We start from the raw sequence: 21,324 nt of genomic DNA, 5'->3' as shown, positions 1-21,324 counted from the left end.
ACTGCGTTCATGTCCACCCAGGAAGGAATCCCTCCCATCCCAAAGGACATGACACTCGGTGCATCTGCTCAACCTCGGAATTCTCGCGCACGTCGACGCAGGTAAGACCAGCCTCACCGAGAGGCTGCTGCACACGGCCGGGGTCATCGACGAGATCGGCAGCGTCGATCACGGCAGCACCCGGACCGACACCCTCGCGCTGGAGCGGCAGCGCGGCATCACCATCAAGTCCGCCGTCGTCTCGTTCCCGATCGACGACGACGTCACGGTCAACCTCATCGACACCCCCGGCCACCCGGACTTCATCGCCGAGGTGGAGCGCGTGCTCGGCGTCCTCGACGGCGCCGTGCTGGTGGTCTCGGCCGTGGAGGGGGTCCAGGCGCAGACACGCGTCCTGATGCGGACGCTTCAACGGCTGCGCATTCCGACGCTGATCTTCGTCAACAAGATCGACCGCCGTGGGGCGCGGTACGAGGGTGTGCTGCGCGCCATCTCCGAGCGGCTCACGTCGGCGATCGTGCCGATGGGGGTGGTCGAGGGGCTGGGTGCTGGGGGTGCGCGGTTTGTTCCTGGGATCGCGGAGACGGCGGTCGAGGTGCTTGCCGATCATGATGATGAGCTGCTTGCGGCCTATGTCGCAGGAAGCCCCCGGAAGGGTCAGACGACCCAGGCCGGAACGCCTGGACTTTAGGCCAGGGAGCACGTCAATGGGCCCGGCAGAGCCACGCCCACCAGGGCTTCGACAAGAGCATGTCCAGCACCGGCGCCGACTTCCGCGGCCTGACCCCGCTCGTCCTGATGGAGGCGCTGAGCCGGGCGGGCACGCAGGTGTACGAGCCGATGCACCGCTTCCGTGTGGAGGCCCCGGCCGACACCCTGGGCGCCCTGCTGCCGGTACTGGCCGCGCTGCGGGCCGTACCGGAGACGACGGTGACGCGAGGCGCGGCCTGCGTCCTGGAGGGTGCTGTGCCGGCCGGTGAGGTGCATGGGCTGAGCCGTCGGCTGCCCGGACTCACGCGTGGCGAGGGGGAGTGGGAGAGCGCCTTCGACCACTACGCACCGATCACCTACGGAACGGTCCCCGAACGTCCGCGCACTGATCCCAACCCCCTCAACCGCAACGGGTACCTGTTGAACGTGACTCGCCGAGTGGGGAGTTGAGCCGCCCGGGAGAGAACATGCGGGGAAATCCTGAAACTTACTCAAGAGTCAGAAGTATTGACGGTGTCCGGAAACGGCCGGACTGTAGTGGACATGCCGAACATCCGGGCACGTCTGCTCCTTGTCCTGGTTGTCCTCTTCGGATCCCTGACGGTGGCGGGCGCTCCGTCCGCCTCCGCCGCGACTCTCTCCGACTCCCTCTGGTTCGACGAGTCACCGCTGACCGTGCAGAACGGCAGATTCGTCGACGGCAACGGCCGCGAGGTCGTCCTGCGCGGCTACAACGTCTCCGGCGAGACCAAGCTGGAGGAGAACAGCGGTCTGCCCTTCGCCTCGGTCGCCGACGCCAAGAAGTCGGCGACCGCGCTGCGTGCCCTGGGCGGCGGCAACTCGGTCCGCTTCCTGCTGTCCTGGGCCCACGCCGAGCCGACCCGCGGCACGGTCGACACCACGTATCTGTCCGCGGTCACCGCCCAGGTACAGGCGTTCCTCGACGCGGGCATCCGTGTCTACCCCGACTTCCATCAGGACCTCTACTCGCGCTACCTCTTCAACTCCGGCAGCTGGTACACGGGTGACGGCGCGCCCAAGTGGGCGGTGACGCTGGGGAGTTACCCGCAGGAGTCGTGTGGCATCTGCCTCTTCTGGGGGCAGAACATCACCCAGAACCAGGCCGTGACCAAGGCGCAGTACGACTTCTGGCACAACAACTACGGCCTGCAGGACTCGTTCCTCGACACCGCCCAGAAGACCATGGCGTACCTCGAACAGCACCTGAGCGACGCGGAGTTCGCGGGCATCGTCGGCTTCGACCCGTACAACGAGCCGTATGCCGGCAGCTACGACTCGGGTCAGACCAGCCGCACCTGGGAGCAGAACCTGCTGTGGCCCTTCTACCAGAAGTTCCGGGCCCGGATGGACGCGGCCGGCTGGCAGAACAAGCCCGCCTTCGTCGAGCCGAACCTCTTCTGGAACGCCAACATCGACTCCCAGAAGCAGGAGGGCGGCCTGCTGGACGCGGGCACGCTCGGCCCGCGGTATGTGTTCAACACCCACTTCTACGACCAGAAGGCCATCTCCGGGATCCTGATGTGGGGCAACGCCTCGGACGGGCAGTACTCGACCGACTTCGGGACGATCCGCGACCGGGCGTCGGCCGCCGGAACGGCCGCCGTGGTCAGTGAGTTCGGCCATCCGCTGTCCGGGTCGGTGTCGGGCAAGGCCCCGACGGTCGACAAGGCGATGTACCAGGCCCTCGACTCCCGCCTGCCGGGCTCCAGTTGGTGGTCCAACCCGTCCGCGTCCGGCCCGGTGCTCTCCGGCAACCAGTGGCAGTGGGACATCTACAACGGCCGTCACCACGAGCTGATGAACGACAACGCCGACAAGGTGCAGACCTCCGGCGACGCCTGGAACGACGAGGACCTGTCCGCCGTGAACATGAACGACTCCGGCACGGTGACGCTCCGTCAGGACGCCCGTCTCCTCGACCGCGTCTACCCGAGCGCCACCGCCGGCACGACCCTCGCCTTCACCTACGAGGACCGCTCCCGCGACGGCTCGACGACCCTGACCTGGAACCCGGTCCCCAGTTCACTGCCGAACGTGTCGCAGCTGGTCGGCTCCGGTCAGTACGGGCTGCTCCTGTGGAGGTCGGGCAGCGGCTCGGCACCCACCGAACTGCACCTGCCCGCCTCGTTCCCGACGGCCACGACCACGGTCGTCTCCGACCTCGGCACGGTCTACGGACCGCCCGCGTACACGTCCTCCACTCCGATCGGCGCGGCCCTCGAACCCGGCGGCACGGGCAGCCGTCGGTTGCTGCTCACCGACTCTGACTCCGGCGTGCTGCACTACGCGCTGGTGACCAACGGGGCGACCGCACCGTCGGCGAGCCTGCTCAGCGCGGCCAGGTCCGAGCTGGCGGCCTGGGCGGCGGCGCACTTCTGACCGGACGGCTCGGGCGGGCGGCGCGGAGGAACCCTCAGCCGAGGACCTTCTCCGTCACGTCCGCCCGGGCTTCCGTGCCGGACTCGCGGTCGGCGTTGCGCATCCGGCAGTAGGACGGTGGGGGCGGACAACTCGCCGCCCCCACCACTTCCTTGACGAGCCGTCAACTCGTCGACGCACCGGTCCAGTCGGCCGGCACATGGCCGAGCCGTACCCGCTGAGGATGGTCTCCCACGGGCACGGACGTGACCTTCAGCCCGGTCGCGAAGTCGATCGCGGTGACCTGGTCGGCACCGCTCTCGGAGATGACGCAGTCCTTGCCGTCGCCGCTGACGGTGGCCCAGTAGGGCGTGGACGCCGTGACGAGCGGCCCTTCCTGGAGGGTGGCGCGGTCGACGACGGTGGCGTAGTTGTCCATCGTGCCGGCGACGCACAGCTTGGTGCCGTCCGGGCTCATCGAGATGCCGTGGTGGCGCGAGTCGAGCAGCCAGGTGGTGCGGTCGGTGCTGGTCGCGGGGTTCTGCGGCAGCGTCTTCACCCGAGTGATCTTGTCGGTGGCGATGTCGTACTCCAGGAAGCCGTTGAAGAACGACACCTGGAAGTACATCTTCGACCAGTCGGGCGTGAACGCGGCGGGCCGTACAGCGTCGGAGAAGTTCGTGAGGCCGATCGCGTCCAGTCGGTCCCGCATGTCGATGGTCTTGACCGTCTTGTACGTGGTGGCGTCGACGACCGTGATGTGGCGGTCGCCCTTCGTCCAGTCCAGCGACGGGTCGTCGAGGGAGGTGGTGACCTCGCCGATCGCCATGTTCCAGATGTACTTGCCGCCGTTGGTGAAGACGTTCTCGTGCGGCTTGTCACCGGTGTCGAACTCGCCCAGTTCCTTGCCGGTGTTGATGTCCAGCACCTGGACCTTGTTGGCGGTGGAGGCCGAGACCGCGACCTTGGTGCCGTCGGGGGAGACCGCCATGTGGTCGGCGCGGTAGCCGGCCACCGGGAAACGCCAGTTGATCTTGTCGGTGGCCAGGTCGATGGAGACGACGTCGGCGAAGCTCGGGCGGGAGACGACCACGGACTTGCCGTCCGGCGTGGAGTACATGTCGTCGACGTACTGGTCGTGGCCCTGTCCGACCTCGTTGTGGATCGCCGTGTAGTAGATCCACTTGATCGGGTCGGCGTTGATCTCCGCGATCCGTGCCGCCTTGTCGGGGACGACGTTGAGCTCGCCGACCTTGGCGAAGTCCCCGGAGGACTTCAGGACGGTGGCGGTGCCGTCCCAGTTGTTGCCGACGAACAGCACCTCGCGCAGTGCCGCGGACGAGTCCGCGGTGGCGGCGGTGGCCGGAGCGGCGATGGTCAGGACGAGGGCGGCGGCCACGGAGCATAGGTGCCTGGTTCTGAAGGCAGGCATGGGTGCTCTCTCCTCTGATGGCTGGGGCGTGTCTGATGGCTGAGATGTAATGAGGGCATGCCAAAGGAATCGGTTCGGCAGAATCTGAAAACAAGCGCGTTCAGAGTCTTACTTACTGGAAAGTAAGGAGAGGCGCCCTTCTCCACAAGACTGCGTACACGACAAAATTGGCGGATCAGGCGACGAGGGAGGGTCAGTGGCGGGCAGGCTCAAGGCGCCGACCGGGCGATACGGCGGCAAAACCGCTGCCGAGCGGCAGGCCGATCGACGCAGGAGATTCCTGGACGCCGCGCTGGAGCTGTTCGGCGGCGAGCCCGGCTACCGGGCGACGACCGTCTCGGCGCTGAGCGAGGCCGCGGGCCTGTCGACCAGGCAGTTCTACGAGGAGTTCCGCACCCTCGAGGACGTACTGGCGGCCCTCCATCTCCAGGTCAACGACTGGGCCGAGGAGGCGGTGCTGGCCGCGTTCGCCGAGGGGCAGGGCCGCCCGCTGGACGAGCGTGTGACCGCGATCTTCCGCGCCTACGCCGGCAACGTCACCAGCGATCCGCGCCGGATTCGGATCACCTTCGTCGAGATCATCGGCGTGAGCCCACGCCTGGAGGAGCAGCGCCTGGCCCGCCGTGCCCGCTGGGTCGACCTCATCTGCGCGGAGGCCGGGGAGGCGGCTGCCCGCGGGGAGGCGGCCCCGCGCGACTACCGCCTCGCCGCGGCGGCCTTCATCGGCAGCGTGAACGGGCTCCTCCATGACTGGAGCGCCGGCTGGGTGGACGCGACGCTGGACGAGGTGGTGGACGAGCTGGTCCGGCAGTTGCTGGGAATCCTGCGACCGCCGGGCTGGGGGACGACGGGCGACTGACGCTGCGCGAGCCGTGGGTGACCGGGGGCACGGGGTGCCGGGCGAAGGACGACTGCGGCGTCCGTCGAGGCCTGCCCGGATGCCCGCCGCCTGCTACCGGCTGCGGGGGTTTGCCGTTGTCGGCGTTGCCTCGTGGCGTGGGTGTCGGTGCGATGGGCGACGCGCCCGCGTGAGGACTCCAACTCGGCCCGGGGGTCCACCGGGAGCGGATGGAACCGCACCCCCGCCCCCGCCGCCAGCGGCTCGAACCGGGCATGCGTGACCAGGGTGACCTCGTGCCCGGCGCGGAAGAGCCCGTGTCCGAGTCCGGTGTAGGGGGCCACGTCGCCCCGCGAGCCCGCTGTCATGATCGCTACACGCGCGACGGCCAGTATGGCGCCGGGGTGCCCCGCTCGGCGACAACGACCCGTGCGGAAAGGCCACTTCACGCCTGTCACATCCGTTGACTTCCCTTCGTCTGTGGCTCTACTTTCGGCGCGCAATACGTTCGGATTACCGATCTGTGTTCGACATTTCGAATATCAGGAGCCGCATGTACCCCCCGCCATGTACGACCCTGGTGCGACGCCTCAGAACCGCCGCCGTACGCCTCCTCGCCCTCGCCCTGACGGCGACCGCCGCCCTTCTCTTCGCGGCGCCCGCTCCGGCCCAGGCGGCGACGACCCGTCAGATATCCGTCCCCACCGCGCCCATGGGCTGGGCGTCCTGGAACAGCTTTGCCGCCAAGATCGACTACAGCGTCATCAAGCAGCAGGTGGACGCCTTCGTCGCCGCGGGCCTGCCGGCGGCCGGGTACAAGTACATCAACATCGACGAGGGCTGGTGGCAGGGCACCCGCGACAGCGCCGGCAACATCACTGTCGACACCAGCGAGTGGCCCGGCGGCATGAGCGCCATCGCGGACTACATCCACAGCAAGGGCCTCAAGGCCGGCATCTACACCGACGCCGGCAAGGACGGCTGCGGCTACTACTACCCGACCGGCCGCCCCGCCGCCCCGGGCAGCGGCAGCGAGGGCCACTACGACCAGGACATGCTGCAGTTCTCCCAGTGGGGCTTCGACTTCGTCAAGGTCGACTGGTGCGGCGGCGACGCCGAGGGGCTCGACGCGGCGACGACCTACCAGTCGATCAGCGACGCGGTCGCGAAGGCCGCGGCCACCACGGGCCGTCCGCTCACCCTGTCCATCTGCAACTGGGGCAAGCAGAACCCCTGGAACTGGGCTCCGGGCCAGGCCCCGATGTGGCGGACCAGCACCGACATCATCTACTACGGCAACTCGCCGTCGATGACGAACCTGCTGTCCAACTTCGACCAGACCCTGCACCCCACCGCCCAGCACACCGGCTACTACAACGACCCGGACATGCTGATGGTCGGCATGGACGGCTTCACCGCCGCCCAGAACCGCACCCATATGAACCTCTGGGCCATCTCCGGCGCACCCCTTCTCGCCGGCAACAACCTCGCCACCATGACGACGGAGACCGCCGGCATCCTCAAGAACCCCGAGGTCGTCGCCGTCGACCAGGACGCGCGCGGCCTCCAGGGCGTCAAGGTCGCCGAGGACACCACCGGACTGCAGGTCTACGGCAAGGTCCTGGCCGGCACCGGCAACCGCGCCGTCGTCCTGCTCAACCGCACCTCCTCCGCGCAGAACATCACCGTCCGCTGGTCCGACCTCGGTCTGACCAACGCGTCGGCGACGGTGCGTGACCTGTGGGCGCGGGCCAACGTCGGTACATACGGCACGAGTTACACCACCAGCGTCCCGGCGGGCGGCTCGGTGATGCTCACTGTCACCGGCGGCACGGAGGCGTCGAGCAGCACCTACACCGGTACGTCCAGCTTCAGCGGCGTCGTCGCCGGCAGCACCGGCGTCAAGGTCGTCGACGTGTCGTACACCAACAACACGTCGAGCACCCGCGTCGGCACGGTCAAGGTCAACGGCCAGGGCACCACCGCGGTCGCCTTCCCGCCCACCGGCTCCAGCGCGGGCACGATCTCGCTGGAGGTCGGCCTCGCCAAGGGCTCGACCAACTCGCTCACCTTCTCGGGTGCCCCGACCCTCGACTCGCTGACCGTCAGACCCCTGCCCGGCGCCAACGGCAACCAGGTCGTCGGCAAACAGTCCGGCCGCTGCGTCGACATCTACAACAACACCATCACCAACGGCACCCAGTCCGAACTGTGGGACTGCAACGGCGGCCAGAACCAGGCCTGGACGTACACCTCCCGCAAGGAGCTCGTGGTCTACGGCAACAAGTGCCTGGACGCCTACAACCTCGGCACGACCAACGGCACGAAGGTCGTGATCTGGGACTGCAACGGCCAGGCCAACCAGCAGTGGAACGTCAACAGCGACGGAACGATCACCAATGTCAACGCGGGCCTCTGCCTGGATGCCTACAACGGCGGCACCGCCAACGGCAGCAACCTCGTGCTGTGGAGCTGCAACGGCGGTGACAACCAGAAGTGGACGCTGAACTAGCGCCGTCCTAGCGGCACATGATCAGCGTCAAGGCAGGGGGTGTGATGTCGTACAGCGCCTGGACGCGCTGATCACACCCCGAGCTGCCGGGCGGCGGCGTCGACGGTCTGCTCCAGGAGCGTGGCGATCGTCATCGGACCGACGCCGCCCGGCACCGGCGTGATGAGCGAGGCCCGCTGTGCGGCGGAGCCGAAGTCGACGTCGCCGACATTGCCCGGGTTGTACCCGGCGTCGATCACCACGGCGCCGGGCTTGATGTCCTCACCCCGGATCAGGCGTGGCCGCCCCACCGCGGCGACCACGATGTCCGCCTCGCGCACCACCGACGACAGGTCCCGGGTGCGCGAGTGGCAGTACGTCACCGTCGCGTCCCGGCCGAGCAGCAGCATGCCCACCGGCTTGCCGAGGATGGCGCTGCGGCCCACGACCACGGCCCGCTTGCCGGAGGGGTCGACGTCGTACTCGTCGAGCAGCCGCAGGATCCCGCCGGGCGTGCACGACACGAAGCCCGGCAGACCGAAGCTCATCGTCGCGAACGAGGCGAAGGTGACGCCGTCGACATCCTTCTCGGGCGCGATCGCCTCGAACGCGGCCCGCTCGTCGATGTGTTCGCCCATCGGGTGCTGGAGGAGAATCCCGTGCACGGCCGGGTCCTGCGACAACTCGCGCAGGGTGCCGACGAGTTCCTCGGTGGTCGTGGCGGCGGGCAGGGCCACGTGCCGGGACTGGAGTCCGGCCTTGCGGCAGCGGTTCTGCTTCATCCGGACGTAGGTGACGGAGGCGGGGTCCTCGCCGACCAGCACCGTCGCGAGACAGGGCGCGCTGCCGGTGCGCTCGGTGAGGTCGGCGGCGCGCTGTGCGGTCTCCTCGACGATACGGCGGGCGAGCACGGTGCCGTCCATGAGCCGGGCCTGGGTCATGATCCACTCCTGGGCTGGTGTGACCGGATCGCCCAGGCGCACGGCATCGACTCTGCGAGGCCGCTCCCCGGTGGTACTCCACCTCAGCGCCAGTCACGGCCCGCCATCAGCCTAACCGAGGCGCTATGACGGTCAGGACCCGCTGACCTGCCGGGGCGCGGTGAGGAAGCCGACCGCCTGGGCGTGGATGTGCCGGGCGCCGATCGCCTCGGCCCAACGGGCGATCTCCGTCACCAGCGCCCTCGCCCCGGCCTCGTCGCCCGTGTCCCTGGCGATGACCGCCAGCAGCAGTTGCTGCGTGAGCATGCCGGGGACCATGCCCGCCCGCGCCCCCAGAACCGTGGCCCGCTGCCACCGCTCCAGCGCCCGGCGGTGGTCGCCGGTCGCGTGGTGGTGGGCGCCGAGGTGGCGCAGCGCCTCGCGGACCAGCAGGTCGTCACCGCCGGCCTCGCCCGCCCGGAGGGCCGCCTCGTAGTGGGCGGGCGCCGCAACGGGCTCGGCGAGGAGGTTGTCGGCGATCAGCCCGAGGTACATCGAGGCCCAGCCCCGGCGCACCTCGTCGGGGGCGCCTTCGCGGAGGTCATGGGCGCTGCGCCTGATGCCGGTGAGTGCCTCGGGATCCTTGCCCTCGGGTCCCGGCCGGAACGTGCCCTCGACGTGCAGCAGTTGGAGATAGCCGTGCCGCAGTCGTACGAAGTCCAGGTCCCAGTCGGCTCCCGGGGACTCCTTCTCCGCCCGCTCGGCACGGACGGCCGTGAGCTCCGTGCCGCCGAACCAGTCGCTCTGGAGGGCGACTTCGGCCGCCGCGAGGGCGAGGCGGGCGCGGTCCCCGGGTGCGGTGCAGGTGGTCGCGTCCAGCAGGCGGAGTGCCCGGTCCCATCGGCCGGCGAGGGACAACTCGCGGGCAGCGGCGAGGAGTTCGTCGACTTCGACGGTTGTGCTCGTGGTGTTCGTCATGACAGGGGAAAGTAGTCAGGCAAAAAACCATCCACAAGAAAATCACTGCGGGAGGCAGACAATGGAGGACTCGGTCGACCGGCATGTCGCGGTGTGGTCGAAGGAGCTCGAGTGGATGGACCCGGTGAAGGAGGCGATCTTCGCGCGGCTGCACATCCTGGCCCGGCATGCGTCCCAGGCCCGGCGCGCCACGCTCGACTCCGACGGGCTGCGGAACTGGCAGTACAAGGTGCTGCTGACCCTGCGCAGGCTCGGCCCGCCGTACACCGCGAGTCCCTCACGCCTGGCCGATCATCTCGGGCTGACCCGGGGTGCGCTGTCGGCACGGCTGGGTCCGCTGGAGGAGGCGGGACTGATCAGCCGGACGCACGAGCGCGCCGACCGCCGGCGCGTCCTGGTGCGCCTCACCGACGCAGGGCACGCCGCCTTCGAACAGCAGACCGAGTCGGAGGAAGCGGACGAGACCGCACTGCTCTCAGTGCTGACCGAAGAAGAGCGACGGACACTCGCCGATCTGCTGCGGAAGCTGGTCGTGGCTGTCGAGTCCGACCAAGCCGGGCCGAGAAGGTCCAGGTCAACCGAGAGGTGACCTGAACCCTCGCGGTTCCGCCTCCTACTCGTCCCATGCCTCGATGATGATCTGCTCGGAGATCTTGCCGTCGCGCAACGTGAGCATCGACTCGGACAGGACACGCATCCCGTCCGGGTACTGGCAGGACTCGCTGTAGGCCGCGTTGTCGCCCTGGACCACGCATCCCTCCAGCTTGTGCGTCATGTCACGGCTGTAGACGTCGGTGAGCATCTCGCCGATCTGGTCACGGCCGTGCAGGACCTTGGGGTGGCTGGGCGTGGCGTTGCGGTTGACGAGACGTATCTCCGCGTCGTCCGCGTAGAGAGACAGCAGTGTCTCCGCAGTTTGTCCTTCGATGCCCCGGCGCAGTGTGTCGGTGTCGAAGGCGGGGCGTGCCGCAGTGCCCATGGTGACCTCCTTCGTCTCCCTTCGAGACTCCTCCGACCCGGCAGGCTCGGCAAGCGCAGCCGGGGTGATGAGCCTGACAGGTGAGCGGGGCGGTGCGCCGGTGTCCGGCGGGTGCCCGGTGGCGTTGCTGAAAGCCTGATCTCAACACGACGTATCACCACCGCCGTTGGTCTCGCCGCGAGCCTCACCGGCCTCGCCGCGCCGATGGCGAACACAGCCACCGTGGGCCGTCCGCTCAGCTGCAGCAGCTGAACCGGCTGAACCGGGTGAACGACCTGAACCAGCTGCTCCGGGGCACCGACATCGGCGTGCCCGTGTCCCCGCTGCTCGGAGCCTTCAAGTGGGCCATGCCACTGCGCTCGCACATTTGTGAAGGGAACTTCACCCGGCGGTATTCACGAAGTGGAAGCCGGGCCGGGGGTGCATCAGGAAGTCGTGGTGCGAGATGTTCCACGCGTAGGCGCCCGCCCAGGGTGGGAGGGCGATCAAGGAATGGAGCGACCGCGCCCGCCCTCACCCGGCCTTCGCCAGGAACTGCGTGGCCGCCAGCTCCGCGTAGAGCGGGTCGGCGGCGACGAGTTCGCGGTGGGTGCCCACGGCGCGCACCCGGCCCGCGTCCATGACGACGATCCGGTCCGCCATCGTCACCGTGGACAGCCGGTGCGCCACGACCAGCACAGTCGTCGTACGGGCGACATCCGCGACGGTGTCGCGCAACGCCGCCTCGTTCACCGCGTCGAGCTGCGAGGTGGCCTCGTCGAGCAGCAGCAGGCGGGGTCGGCGCAGCAACGCGCGGGCGATGGCGACGCGTTGGCGTTCGCCGCCGGAGAGTTTGGTACCGCGGTGGCCCACCAGAGTCTCCAGTCCCCGGGGCAGCCGGGCGACCAGGCCGTCGAGGCGGGTCGTCTTCAGCACCCGCGTGATCGCGGCCTCGTCCGCGTCCGGGTTCCCGAGCAGGAGGTTGCCTCGTAGCGAACCCGACAGGACCGGCGCGTCCTGCTCCGCATAGCCGATCGCCGACCGGAGCTGGGGAAGTGCCCAGTCGGTGAGATCGCGGCCGTCCAGGGCGATCGTCCCCGACTCGGGGTCGTAGAACCGCTCGATGAGCGAGAAGACGGTCGTCTTGCCCGCGCCGGACGGGCCGACGAACGCCGTCATGCCCCGCGCCGGCACGGCGAACGTCACCCCGTGGTGGACGTACGGCAGATCGTCGGCGTACCGGAAACGGACCTCGTCGAAGACGAGCGCGGCCGGTTCCGCGCCCGGAGTCGGCAGCGGGGCGGGCGGGGCCTGGGGTTCGGAGGGCAGGCTCAGCGCCTCCTGGATGCGGGCCAGGGCGGCGGCACCGGTCTGGTACTGCGTGATCGCGCCGACCACCTGCTGGATCGGGGACATCAGATAGAACACGTACAGCAGGAACGCCACCAGCGTGCCCACCTCGATGGCCCCGGTAGCGACCCGCGCACCGCCCACCGCGAGCACCGTGATGAACGCGATCTGCATCGCGAGGCCGGCCGTATTGCCCGCCGCAGCCGACCACTTGGCGGCCCGCACGCTCTGCCGCCACGACTCCTCGGCGGCCTCGTGCAGTGTCCGCTCCTCCCGGTGCTCGGCACCGGACGCCTTCACCGTGCGCAGCGCGCCGAGGATCCGCTCCAGCGAGGCACCCATCAGACCGACCGCGTCCTGCGCCCGCCGGCTGGCGCGGTTGATACGCGGCACGATCACCCCGAGCACCGTGCCGGCGCCGAGGATCACGGCCAGGGTGACCCCCAGCAGCACCGGGTCCACCAGCCCCATCATCACGATGGTCGCGAGCAGTGTGAGCCCGCCCGTGCCCAGGCCGACCAGCGAGTCCGTGGTGACCTCGCGCAGCAGAGTGGTGTCCGAGGTGATCCGAGCCATCAGATCGCCGGGCTCGCTGCGGTCGACCGCGGTGATGCGCAGCCTCAGCAGATACGACGACAGCGCGCGCCGTGCCCCGAGCACCACGGACTCCGCGGTGCGCCGCAGCACGTACGAACCGAGCGCGCCCAGCGCCGCGTTGGCGATCACCAGCGCCGACATGGCGAGCAACGCGCCGGTGATGGCACGGTCGTGGGACAGGTCGTCGATCAACCCCCTTGCCACCAGCGGCAGCAGCAGTCCGGTGGCCCCCGTGACCAGCGACAGCAGCGCTCCCGTCAGCAGGGCCCAGCGGTGCGGTCGTACGTAGCCGAGGAGCAGCCGCCAGGCGGGCGGTCCGGTCTCGATGTCTACGATGCTCACGGCGCTCCTCGGGAGACGTGCGGAGCATTCAGGCTACGTCGGCCTCCTCCCGCAGAACCTGCCGGTCCGGAGCCGGCGAGAACGCGCCCATGAGTCCGGTGCGGGCACCGCCGTAGACCAGCCGCAGCCCCGACTCGGCCAGCCCGCACCCGAGTTCGTCCACCGTGCGCAGACGGCCGGGGTCGCGATCGGCGTCTCGGCCCGCCAGGTCGCCGAGACCCCGGTGCACGTGCAGCATCGGCTGCCGGCCGAGGAGCAGGCCCTCGCCCGGCCGTGCGGGAGTTCCTCCGGGTGAGCGGTGCGGCAGGTCACCGTGCCGTTACCGATCAGTCACCCGTAGGGTCGAGGGGACGAACACGGGCCGAAGAAAGGGTTCAGCACCATGGCGCAGGAAGTACGCGGCGTGATCGCACCGGGCAAGGGCGAGCCGGTCCGGGTGGAGACGATCGTCGTGCCCGACCCGGGACCCGGAGAAGCGGTGGTGACCATCCAGGCCTGCGGCGTCTGCCACACCGACCTCCACTACAAGCAGGGCGGCATCAACGACGACTTCCCCTTCCTGCTGGGCCATGAGGCCGCGGGCATCGTGGAGTCGGTGGGTGCGGGCGTCACGGACGTGGCCCCCGGTGACTTCGTCATCCTCAACTGGCGTGCGGTGTGCGGCAATTGCCGCGCCTGCCTGCGCGGACGCCCCTGGTACTGCTTCAACACCCACAACGCCGAGCAGAAGATGACCCTGACCGACGGCACCGAGCTGTCGCCCGCGCTGGGCATCGGGGCCTTCGCCGAGAAGACCCTTGTCGCGGCGGGCCAGTGCACGAAGGTCGACCCGGCCGTGGCACCCCAGGTCGCCGGGCTCCTCGGCTGCGGTGTGATGGCGGGTATCGGCGCTGCCATCAACACCGGGAACGTCGGCCGTGGTGACACGGTCGCCGTCATCGGCTGCGGTGGTGTCGGCGACGCGGCGATCGCCGGTTCGCGCCTGGCCGGCGCGGCGAAGATCATCGCCGTGGACATCGACGACCGCAAGCTGGAGACCGCCCGCTCGATGGGCGCCACGCACACGGTCAACTCGCGGGAGAACGACCCGGTCGAGGCCATCCAGGAGCTGACCGGCGGCTTCGGCGCCGACGTGGTCATCGAGGCGGTCGGCCGCCCGGAGACGTACAAGCAGGCGTTCTACGGCCGTGACCTGGCCGGGACCGTGGTTCTGGTCGGTGTCCCCACTCCGGAGATGAAGCTCGAACTCCCCCTGCTGGACGTCTTCGGCCGCGGTGGCGCGCTCAAGTCCTCCTGGTACGGCGACTGCCTGCCCTCCCGCGACTTCCCGATGCTGATCGACCTGCATCTGCAAGGCCGCCTGGACCTGGGCGCGTTCGTCACCGAGACCATCGAACTGACCGATGTGGAGAAGGCCTTCGAGCGGATGCACCACGGCGACGTTCTGCGCTCGGTGGTGGTGCTCTGATGGCCGCCCGCATCGAACGCCTGGTCACCTCGGGCCAGTTCAGCCTCGACGGCGGCACTTGGGACGTCGACAACAACGTGTGGCTCGTCGGCGACGACCACGAGGTGATCGTCATCGACGCCGCCCATGACGCGGAGGCCATCGTGCAGGCGGTGGGCGACCGGCGCCTCACGGCCATCATCTGCACCCACGCCCACAACGACCACATCGACGCCGCGCCCGAACTCGCCGACCGCACCGGCGCCACCATCTGGCTGCACCCCGACGACCTGCCGCTGTGGAAGCAGACCCACCCCGACCGCGACCCCGACGCCCATCTGGCCGACGGCCAGGTCATCGAGGCCGCGGGTGCCGACCTCACCGTGCTCCACACCCCGGGCCACGCACCGGGCGCCGTCTGCCTCCACGACCCCGGTCTCGGCACCGTCTTCACCGGCGACACCCTCTTCCAGGGCGGCCCCGGCGCCACCGGACGGTCGTACTCCCACTTCCCGACGATCATCGACTCCATCCGTGATCGCCTGCTCACCCTGCCGCCCGAGACCAAGGTCCTCACCGGCCACGGCGACCCGACGACGATCGGCGCGGAGGCCCCGCACCTGGAGGAATGGATCGCCCGTGGCCACTGACACCGTCGTGGCCCTGCGGGGCGTGAACGTGCTGCACTGCGCTCCGGACGGGCCGGCCCTGGACGGTGAGCGCGCGGCGCTCGACCTCATCGGCGACGCGATGGGACGCGACGCACACCTGGTCGCCGTGCCCGCCGAGCGGGTCGGGGAGGAGTTCTTCCGGCTCGGCTCGGGAGTCGCGGGCGCCATCATGCAGAAGTTCGTCAACTACAGGATGCGGCTCGCCGTACTCGGGGACATCTCGCGGCACGTCACCGAGAGCACGGCCCTGCGCGACTTCGTTCACGAGACGAACAGGCAGGGCCATGTCTGGTTCCTGGCCGACTTCGACGCCCTGGACGAAAAACTGGGCGGCGTCGGCTGAGCGGGCGGAAAACACGTCAGAGGTTGTCCGGCTTCGCCGTCATGCTCGAAGCGACATCGGGCACAACGGGAGGTCGGACATGCCACAGCCGCTGGAAGGCAAGGTCGCGCTGGTCGCCGGGGCGACCCGCGGAGCGGGACGGGGGATCGCGGTGGAGCTCGGCGCGGCCGGCGCCACGGTCTACGTCACCGGGCGCAGCACCCGCGCCCAGCGCTCGGAGTACGACCGCCCCGAGACCATCGAGGACACCGCCGACCTGGTCACCGAGGCCGGTGGCCATGGCATCGCCGTACCGACCGATCACCTCGATCCCACCCAGGTCCGCACCCTGGTCGACCGCATCGCCGACGAACAGGGCCGCCTCGACCTCCTCGTCAACGACATCTGGGGCGGCGAACACCTCTTCGCCTGGGACACCCCGGTCTGGGAGCACGACCTCGACAACGGCCTCAGACTGCTCCGCCTCGCCGTCGAGACACACGCGATCACCAGCCACCACGCCCTGCCCCTGCTGCTGCGCCACCCCGGCGGCCTGGCGATCGAGGTCTCCGACGGCACCGCCGACTACAACCGTGACACCTACCGGGTCTCCTTCTTCTACGACCTCGCCAAGGCATCCGTCCTCCGCATGGCCTTCGCGCTGGCCCACGAACTGGGCCCGCGCGGGGCGACCGCAGTCGCCCTCACCCCGGGCTGGCTGCGCTCGGAGATCATGCTCGACCAGTTCGGCGTCCGCGAGGACAACTGGCGTGACGCCCTCACCCGCGTCCCCCACTTCGCCATCTCCGAGACACCCCGCTACGTCGGCCGCGCCGTCGCCGCGCTGTCCGCCGATCCGGACGTCTCCCGCTGGAACGGCCAGTCCCTGTCCAGCGGCGGTCTCGCCCAGCTCTACGGCTTCACCGACCTGGACGGCAGCCGACCGGATGCGTGGCGCTATCTGGTGGAGGTCCAGGACGCCGGGAAACCCGCGGATGCGACCGGGTACCGGTGAGGTCAGCTGCCGAGCATGGGCGGGGACCACAGCGCCGAGTGGCCCGGCGGCAGAGCCAGGTCGTTGCGCACGGCCGTGTAGTACCCGTCGCGTGTGGCCCGCTGCTGTTCCAACAGAGCGTGCCAATCCGCCGTCTCGTGCACGTCGCGGCGTACGAACTGCTCCATGTCGATGAGCGTCAGCACCCAGGTCCTGCCCTTCTCGACCACCTCGGGGCTGCCCAGAAGCAGCAGGGTCTCCCAGGCTGGATCCCGGGCGGCCATCGCCTCGGCCAGCAGTGGCTCTGCCTCCTCCAGGGACAGCGGATGCGGATGCGGATCATTGCCGAGGTGGGAAGCGATCCGGTACGTCAGCGCCACGGATCTCTTGAGCGTCTGCGCGTAGTCGACGTAGGCCGCGAGCCGCCGCTCCTCCCACCGCGCCGCCCGCTCCCGCCGAAACCGCGCCTGATCACCCCGCACCACCGCCAGATAAGAACCGAGCGCACCGATCACGACACCTATCAGCGCGGGGAGTTGCTGCAGAAACGCGGACATGGGCGCACGCTACCTGCCCCGTGGATCTTCGGGGGAGTAGCTTCGGCCCATGGCTGACACAAAGCGCTTCGAGGCGTACGGAGTTCTCGTCACCGGCGCGGCCCGCGGCATCGGCGCCGCCGTCGCCCGGCGGCTCGCCGAAGAGGGCGCGCGGGTCCTGCTCACCGACGCCGACCCGCGCGAGGTCGTGAAGACGGCGACCGCACTGCGTGAACAGGGCCTCACCGCCGAGGCATTGGCCTGCGACGTGGCCGACCGGGCCGCGGTCGAGGCGGCCGTCGCCCACGCCGTCGACGCCTTCGGTGCGCTCGACGTGCTGGTCAACTGCGCCGCGAGCTGCACCCCCGACACCCCGCTCTTCGAGGACGGCCCGGACGAGGCCTGGGCCCGCGACCTCGACATCACCCTCACCGGAACCTACCGCTGCTGCCGGGCCGCCCTCCCGCACCTGGTCGCCTCCGGCAGAGGTGCCATCGTCAGCATCGGCTCGGTCAACGGCCTCCATGACTTCGGCAACCAGGCCTACAGCGCCGCCAAGGCCGGCCTCGTCTCCCTCACCCGCACCCTCGCCGGTCACGCTGCCGCGCGCGGAGTCCGCGTGAACCTCGTCGTGCCGGGCACGGTCCGCACCTCGGCGTGGGAAGGACGAGAGGCCGATCTCGAGGCGCTGCGCCCGCTGTACCCCCTGGGCCGGGTCGGTGAGCCCGAGGACGTAGCCGCCGCGGTCGCGTTCCTTGCATCCCGCGACGCGGCCTGGATCACCGGCACGGCGCTCACCGTCGACGGCGGGCTGACCGCGGTCCACACCGGCTTCAACGCGGTGACCGGACTGCGCGGCACCACCTGAGCGCGCCCCACTGTGACCCGTCGCACTGTGACCTGCCGCCCTCTGACCGGCCGCCCTGTGACCTGCCGCACTGCGAATGTCACCGTTTGGTCGTAACGTCCTGTGGCCTACAACCGATCGCGCCGGACACCTGTCTAGCTGGCAGAGATCGCAGAACAGACGGGCATCGAGCGCGAAAGGCAAGGTCGGACATGGGGGACATACGCAGACGGGGAGCCGTCGTACTGGGGATCACCGGACTGGTGGCGCCGCTCACACTCGCACTGGGCGCCGGGTCCGCCCAGGCGTCCACGAGCTGTACGACGAGTACCGGGCCCTACCAGAAGCAGGTGGAGAAGTTCCTCGGCCTGACGGTCGACGGCAAGCAGTCCGCCAGTGACTGCAAGGCCATCAAGGCCTTCCAGACCAAGCACGGCATCACGCCGAACATCGGCTACGCCGGGTCCGTCACCTGGGGCGTGATGGACCTCATGAACAAGCAGAAGGCCGTCGGGAACAACCCCAACAAGGACGGCACGTGCCCGACCAACAAGGGCCGCATCGCCTGCGTCAACCTCACCCTCCAGCTCAGCTGGATCCAGGACGGCAGCCGGCTCGTCTACGGCCCCGTCCCGGTCCGCACCGGCCGCAAGGGATACGTCACCCGCACCGGCCTGAAGAAGATCTACTGGCGGGACAAGAACCACGTCTCGAACATCTACAACGTGCCCATGCCCTACAGCCAGTTCTTCGACGGTGGCCAGGCCTTCCACTCGGTGAACCTCAGCATGTGGAACCCGCCGGGCTCCCACGGCTGCGTCAACATGACCACGACCACGGCCAAGAAGTACTGGTCGCTGCTGAAGACGGGCGACGACGTCTTCGTCTACGGCCGCAAGCCGGGCACCTGACGCAGCACAGGCACCCGGCTCGCACCGGTTCACGCCTGGGGAGCGTCCCCGAAGTCCGGGATCTCCAGCCGCACCCCACCCTGCCGCGCCGACTCGTGGGCGACGATGCCCGGCAGGGTGTAGCGGGCCGCCACCCACGCGTTCACCGACGGCAGCGACCGCGTGTTCACGGCCGTCACGAAGTCGTCGACGAGGAAGTGGTGGCTGCCCTCGTGCCCGTTGTGCAGGTTGTCGAACTCCCGCGGCAGCCGCGCCCGGTCGTGCACCGGTGCCGAACCGGAGGTGAAGGCGGCCCGGAGTTCCGGCGCGATGTGCTGAAGTGACGGATCGTCAGGAGACATGGTGGGCTTGGGCTCCAGCAGCTCGCTGATGTCCTGCACCCCCTTCTTGTCCTGCCACAGCGCGACCGTCGCGAGCTGCTCCATGCTCGCGTCGGTCCCGAAGAACCGGAAACGCGACTCCCGTATGTGGGACGGGTAGCCGACCCGCCGGAACTCGTTCGTACGGAACGAGCCCCCGCCCGCCACCTCGAACAGCGCGGTCGCGTTGGAGATGTCGTTGCCGAACTGGCTGACGTCCTTGTCGAAGACGCCGTCTCCCCGCTCGTCGACCACACCGATCGCCGACACACTCACGGCGTGCGTCTGCCAGGCGCCGAGCACCCCGCCCACCGAGTGCGTGGGATAGAGCAGCGGGGGATAGCTGGCGGTCCGCTTCCAGTTCTCGCCGCCGCTGTACTGGTACGCCTCGTAGAAGCCGAGATCCATGTCGTGGACGTAGTCGCCCTCGGCGTAGAAGATCCGCCCGAAGGCGCCCTCGGCGATCTGGTTGCGGGCGTGCACGGTCGCCGGGTTGTACTGGCTGGTCTCACCCATCATGTACGTCAGTCCGGTCGCCTTGACCGCGTCGATGATGGCGGAGATCTCGTCCGTGGTGATCGCCATGGGCACGGCGGAGTACACGTGTTTGCCCGCGTTCAGGCCCTGCAGGACCAGCGGTCCGTGCGTCCAGCGCTGTGTGAAGACCGCGACCGCGTCGACGGCCGGGGACTCCAGCATCGCCTCGTACGAGGGGAAGGTGCCCGCCAGCCCCTGGGCGGCGGCGAGTTGTTCCGCCCTTTCAGGCAGGAGGTCGGTGACGTAGACGTCGCTGACGCCGGGGTGGGCCTGGAACAACGTGGCGAACTGGCCGGAGAACTGGCCTGCGCCGACGATGCCGAGCGAGAACGTCATGTAAGGCGTGTCCTTCACTGGGAGAGGATGAGATTGATCTGGTCGTTGGTCTGGTCGAGGCTGCCGACGGACTTGCCGCCGCCGTAGATGCCCTGCATGGCAGGGTGCATGAGGGCGAACACATCCGCCGCGTTGTTGGTGATCGGGAAGGTGAAGGTCCTGAAGTCCTTCTGGTCGGTGACCGGCTTGGTGAAGGCCGTGACGTCGATGCCCTTCTTCGCGTAGGCGGCCACCGCCGCCTTCGTGCCGCCCGGAGTGGCCGGGAAGACGATGCCGTAACCGCCGACGATCCGCTGGCACGCGTCGGACGACAGGTATCGCACCCACTTCTTGGCGCCCTGCTTGTTGTGGGCGTTCTTGGTGATGGAGTCGGCGAGGCCGTTCATCATGGTGGCCCGCTTGCCGGTCGGACCGGCCGGCGTGAAGGCGGTGCCGACCTTGATGCCCTTCATCGCGGCATACGTGGAGATCATCCAGGCACCGTCGAACGCCGTGGCCGCCTTGCCCGCCGCGACCTGTGCGTTGGCCGGATCGGCGCCCGCGCTGTAGTCCGCGAGGGGCGCCAGATAGCCCTTCTTCGCCAGGCCGAAGTACCACTTGACCACGGACTGGAAGGTCCTGCTGTCGTACCGGTACTTGGTGCCCCACCGCTTCTTGTCGGCATAGCTCCAGCCCGCGGAGGCGGCGAAGTTGCTCCACTGGGTCTGTCCGTCGCCGTCGCCGCCACCGCCGGTCGCGAGGCCGTACACCTTGACGTGGTGCCTGTCGAAGCCGGGTTCGTCGCCGTGCCTGCCGTGGACGTCGACCGTGAGGTGGGCGATGGTCTTCTCGAAGGTGCCGCCGTCCTTCGGGTTCCAGGCCAGACTGTTGAGCTGCTGCTCGGTGATCCCGGCCGACTGTGCCATCTTCTTGTTGTAGAAGAGGGCGACCGTGTCCCAGTCCTTGGGGGCGCCGTAGCGGTGGCCGTCCTGGGCGATCCAGTTGTCGGCCAGCCCCGACTGGTAGTCCGAGGGCTTGATTCCCAGGTTGTCCAACGGTTCGAGGACCTTCAGGTCGGCGAACTGGCCGAACTTCTGGATGTGGTCGGTGAAGACGTCCGGCTGGGTGCCCGCGATGAAGCTCGCGGTGAGCTTGGTCCAGTAGTCGTCCCAGCCCATCTGGCTGATCTTCACGGTCAGACCGGGATTCTCCTTCTCGAACCCCTGCGCACAGGCCTGGTAGGCGGGCAGTTGGTTGGAGTCCCACAGCCAGTACGTCACCGTGTTCGCGCCCCCTCCCGCGCCGACGCCCTTCGCGCACCCGGCGACGAGGGACAGCGCCAGCGCGCCGGTCAGCGCGATCACGCTCCGCATCCGAACTCGCATGCCT

The 21,324-nt window shown here is 69.1% G+C and carries 19 protein-coding genes, 2 pseudogenes and 1 riboswitch; of the genes and pseudogenes, 11 read left to right on the top strand and 10 right to left on the bottom strand.

Features of this window, described 5'->3' with window-relative positions; all coding sequences use genetic code 11:
• Window positions 1-58: 58 nt before the first annotated feature.
• Together ACWC09_RS08200 and ACWC09_RS08195 are read left to right on the top strand one after the other, a co-directional pair.
• Window positions 59-1,161, top strand: a pseudogene (locus tag ACWC09_RS08200) (GTP-binding protein).
• Between the two features lie 93 nt (window positions 1,162-1,254).
• Window positions 1,255-3,111, top strand: a complete 1,857-nt coding sequence (locus ACWC09_RS08195) for a cellulase family glycosylhydrolase (protein ID WP_450849719.1) — start codon at window positions 1,255-1,257, stop codon at window positions 3,109-3,111.
• 163 nt (window positions 3,112-3,274) lie between these two features.
• On the opposite strand, the gene ACWC09_RS08190 is transcribed toward ACWC09_RS08195, so the two are convergent.
• Window positions 3,275-4,522 carry a YncE family protein gene (locus tag ACWC09_RS08190; RefSeq protein WP_450849718.1) on the bottom strand — a complete coding sequence of 416 codons (1,248 nt, stop codon included), beginning with the start codon at window positions 4,520-4,522 and terminating at the stop codon, window positions 3,275-3,277.
• Between the two features lie 196 nt (window positions 4,523-4,718).
• On the opposite strand from ACWC09_RS08190, the gene ACWC09_RS08185 reads away from it, so the two are divergent.
• Window positions 4,719-5,381 carry a TetR/AcrR family transcriptional regulator gene (locus tag ACWC09_RS08185; protein WP_450849717.1) on the top strand — a complete coding sequence of 221 codons (663 nt, stop codon included), beginning with the start codon at window positions 4,719-4,721 and terminating at the stop codon, window positions 5,379-5,381.
• Between the two features lie 139 nt (window positions 5,382-5,520).
• Here the strand turns inward: ACWC09_RS08185 and ACWC09_RS08180 are convergent.
• A pseudogene (locus ACWC09_RS08180) lies at window positions 5,521-5,728 on the bottom strand (glycosyltransferase); the annotation flags it as partial.
• A 185-nt stretch (window positions 5,729-5,913) separates the two neighbouring features.
• Here ACWC09_RS08180 and ACWC09_RS08175 point away from each other — a divergent pair.
• Window positions 5,914-7,872 carry a ricin-type beta-trefoil lectin domain protein gene (locus ACWC09_RS08175; protein ID WP_450849716.1) on the top strand — a complete coding sequence of 653 codons (1,959 nt, stop codon included), beginning with the start codon at window positions 5,914-5,916 and terminating at the stop codon, window positions 7,870-7,872.
• A gap of 71 nt (window positions 7,873-7,943) precedes the next feature.
• On the opposite strand, the gene ACWC09_RS08170 is transcribed toward ACWC09_RS08175, so the two are convergent.
• Complete coding sequence (locus tag ACWC09_RS08170) at window positions 7,944-8,792, bottom strand: bifunctional 5,10-methylenetetrahydrofolate dehydrogenase/5,10-methenyltetrahydrofolate cyclohydrolase (protein WP_450849715.1); 849 nt, start codon at window positions 8,790-8,792, stop codon at window positions 7,944-7,946.
• Window positions 8,793-8,815: 23 nt separating this feature from the next.
• Window positions 8,816-8,899: riboswitch (ZMP/ZTP riboswitch) on the bottom strand.
• Between the two features lie 25 nt (window positions 8,900-8,924).
• Complete coding sequence (locus tag ACWC09_RS08165; protein ID WP_450849714.1) at window positions 8,925-9,749, bottom strand: hypothetical protein; 825 nt, start codon at window positions 9,747-9,749, stop codon at window positions 8,925-8,927.
• A 61-nt stretch (window positions 9,750-9,810) separates the two neighbouring features.
• Between ACWC09_RS08165 and ACWC09_RS08160 the strand changes: the two genes are divergently transcribed.
• Window positions 9,811-10,338, top strand: coding sequence for a MarR family winged helix-turn-helix transcriptional regulator (locus ACWC09_RS08160; RefSeq protein ID WP_450849713.1), 528 nt, complete (start codon window positions 9,811-9,813; stop codon window positions 10,336-10,338).
• Window positions 10,339-10,362: 24 nt separating this feature from the next.
• Here the strand turns inward: ACWC09_RS08160 and ACWC09_RS08155 are convergent, their stop codons facing one another.
• The 3 genes from ACWC09_RS08155 to ACWC09_RS08145 form a co-directional block, all read right to left on the bottom strand.
• Window positions 10,363-10,728 (bottom strand): nuclear transport factor 2 family protein, encoded by a 366-nt coding sequence (locus ACWC09_RS08155; RefSeq protein WP_450849712.1) that lies wholly within the window; start codon window positions 10,726-10,728, stop codon window positions 10,363-10,365.
• Between the two features lie 513 nt (window positions 10,729-11,241).
• On the bottom strand, window positions 11,242-12,996 hold the full coding sequence (locus tag ACWC09_RS08150) for an ABC transporter ATP-binding protein (RefSeq protein WP_450849711.1): 1,755 nt from the start codon (window positions 12,994-12,996) through the stop codon (window positions 11,242-11,244).
• A gap of 28 nt (window positions 12,997-13,024) precedes the next feature.
• Window positions 13,025-13,234 (bottom strand): hypothetical protein, encoded by a 210-nt coding sequence (locus tag ACWC09_RS08145; RefSeq protein WP_450849710.1) that lies wholly within the window; start codon window positions 13,232-13,234, stop codon window positions 13,025-13,027.
• A 144-nt stretch (window positions 13,235-13,378) separates the two neighbouring features.
• On the opposite strand from ACWC09_RS08145, the gene ACWC09_RS08140 reads away from it, so the two are divergent.
• From ACWC09_RS08140 to ACWC09_RS08125, 4 genes are all read left to right on the top strand, one after another.
• The gene (locus ACWC09_RS08140; protein WP_450849709.1) at window positions 13,379-14,464 is read left to right on the top strand and encodes an S-(hydroxymethyl)mycothiol dehydrogenase; all 1,086 of its coding nucleotides are present in this window, start codon (window positions 13,379-13,381) and stop codon (window positions 14,462-14,464) included.
• On the top strand, window positions 14,464-15,093 hold the full coding sequence (locus ACWC09_RS08135) for an MBL fold metallo-hydrolase (RefSeq protein WP_450849708.1): 630 nt from the start codon (window positions 14,464-14,466) through the stop codon (window positions 15,091-15,093). The genes ACWC09_RS08140 and ACWC09_RS08135 overlap by 1 nt, the downstream gene beginning before the upstream one ends.
• Window positions 15,083-15,457, top strand: coding sequence for a DUF4180 domain-containing protein (locus ACWC09_RS08130; RefSeq protein ID WP_450849707.1), 375 nt, complete (start codon window positions 15,083-15,085; stop codon window positions 15,455-15,457). Before ACWC09_RS08135 ends, ACWC09_RS08130 begins: the two co-directional genes overlap by 11 nt.
• A 79-nt stretch (window positions 15,458-15,536) precedes the next feature.
• Complete coding sequence (locus ACWC09_RS08125) at window positions 15,537-16,451, top strand: SDR family oxidoreductase (protein WP_450849706.1); 915 nt, start codon at window positions 15,537-15,539, stop codon at window positions 16,449-16,451.
• 2 nt (window positions 16,452-16,453) lie between these two features.
• Here ACWC09_RS08125 and ACWC09_RS08120 read toward each other — a convergent pair whose 3' ends face one another.
• The gene (locus ACWC09_RS08120) at window positions 16,454-16,987 is read right to left on the bottom strand and encodes a hypothetical protein (RefSeq protein WP_450849705.1); all 534 of its coding nucleotides are present in this window, start codon (window positions 16,985-16,987) and stop codon (window positions 16,454-16,456) included.
• A 49-nt stretch (window positions 16,988-17,036) separates the two neighbouring features.
• Between ACWC09_RS08120 and ACWC09_RS08115 the strand changes: the two genes are divergently transcribed.
• Together ACWC09_RS08115 and ACWC09_RS08110 are read left to right on the top strand one after the other, a co-directional pair.
• Window positions 17,037-17,834 (top strand): SDR family NAD(P)-dependent oxidoreductase, encoded by a 798-nt coding sequence (locus ACWC09_RS08115; protein ID WP_450849704.1) that lies wholly within the window; start codon window positions 17,037-17,039, stop codon window positions 17,832-17,834.
• A 191-nt stretch (window positions 17,835-18,025) separates the two neighbouring features.
• Window positions 18,026-18,724: a L,D-transpeptidase family protein gene (locus ACWC09_RS08110; protein WP_450849702.1), complete on the top strand. Its 699-nt coding sequence runs from the start codon at window positions 18,026-18,028 to the stop codon at window positions 18,722-18,724.
• Between the two features lie 29 nt (window positions 18,725-18,753).
• Here ACWC09_RS08110 and ACWC09_RS08105 read toward each other — a convergent pair whose 3' ends face one another.
• Entirely contained in the window at window positions 18,754-19,956 is a 1,203-nt protein-coding gene (locus tag ACWC09_RS08105) for a Gfo/Idh/MocA family protein (RefSeq protein ID WP_450849820.1), read from the bottom strand.
• Between the two features lie 14 nt (window positions 19,957-19,970).
• Window positions 19,971-21,320: an ABC transporter substrate-binding protein gene (locus ACWC09_RS08100; protein WP_450849700.1), complete on the bottom strand. Its 1,350-nt coding sequence runs from the start codon at window positions 21,318-21,320 to the stop codon at window positions 19,971-19,973.
• Between the last annotated feature and the right edge of the window lie 4 nt (window positions 21,321-21,324).

The organism is Streptomyces sp. NPDC001617 (genome assembly GCF_053596855.1).
The sequence above is the reverse complement of the archived record's forward strand: the minus strand, read 5'-3'. Positions and strand labels throughout refer to the sequence as shown.

Bases quoted from the DNA above. Each gene is read 5' to 3' on its own strand.
- ACWC09_RS08120 (WP_450849705.1), bottom strand. From the start codon at position 16,987: ATGTCCGCGTTTCTGCAGCAACTCCCCGCGCTGATAGGTGTCGTGATC.
- ACWC09_RS08105 (WP_450849820.1), bottom strand. From the start codon at position 19,956: ATGACGTTCTCGCTCGGCATCGTCGGCGCAGGCCAGTTCTCCGGCCAG.
- ACWC09_RS08160 (WP_450849713.1), top strand. From the start codon at position 9,811: ATGGAGGACTCGGTCGACCGGCATGTCGCGGTGTGGTCGAAGGAGCTC.
- ACWC09_RS08175 (WP_450849716.1), top strand. From the start codon at position 5,914: ATGTACCCCCCGCCATGTACGACCCTGGTGCGACGCCTCAGAACCGCC.
- ACWC09_RS08115 (WP_450849704.1), top strand. From the start codon at position 17,037: ATGGCTGACACAAAGCGCTTCGAGGCGTACGGAGTTCTCGTCACCGGC.
- ACWC09_RS08155 (WP_450849712.1), bottom strand. From the start codon at position 10,728: ATGGGCACTGCGGCACGCCCCGCCTTCGACACCGACACACTGCGCCGG.
- ACWC09_RS08170 (WP_450849715.1), bottom strand. From the start codon at position 8,792: ATGACCCAGGCCCGGCTCATGGACGGCACCGTGCTCGCCCGCCGTATC.
- ACWC09_RS08140 (WP_450849709.1), top strand. From the start codon at position 13,379: ATGGCGCAGGAAGTACGCGGCGTGATCGCACCGGGCAAGGGCGAGCCG.
- ACWC09_RS08110 (WP_450849702.1), top strand. From the start codon at position 18,026: ATGGGGGACATACGCAGACGGGGAGCCGTCGTACTGGGGATCACCGGA.
- ACWC09_RS08145 (WP_450849710.1), bottom strand. From the start codon at position 13,234: ATGCTGCACGTGCACCGGGGTCTCGGCGACCTGGCGGGCCGAGACGCC.
- ACWC09_RS08165 (WP_450849714.1), bottom strand. From the start codon at position 9,749: ATGACGAACACCACGAGCACAACCGTCGAAGTCGACGAACTCCTCGCC.
- ACWC09_RS08190 (WP_450849718.1), bottom strand. From the start codon at position 4,522: ATGCCTGCCTTCAGAACCAGGCACCTATGCTCCGTGGCCGCCGCCCTC.
- ACWC09_RS08195 (WP_450849719.1), top strand. From the start codon at position 1,255: ATGCCGAACATCCGGGCACGTCTGCTCCTTGTCCTGGTTGTCCTCTTC.
- ACWC09_RS08100 (WP_450849700.1), bottom strand. From the start codon at position 21,320: ATGCGAGTTCGGATGCGGAGCGTGATCGCGCTGACCGGCGCGCTGGCG.
- ACWC09_RS08125 (WP_450849706.1), top strand. From the start codon at position 15,537: ATGCCACAGCCGCTGGAAGGCAAGGTCGCGCTGGTCGCCGGGGCGACC.
- ACWC09_RS08135 (WP_450849708.1), top strand. From the start codon at position 14,464: ATGGCCGCCCGCATCGAACGCCTGGTCACCTCGGGCCAGTTCAGCCTC.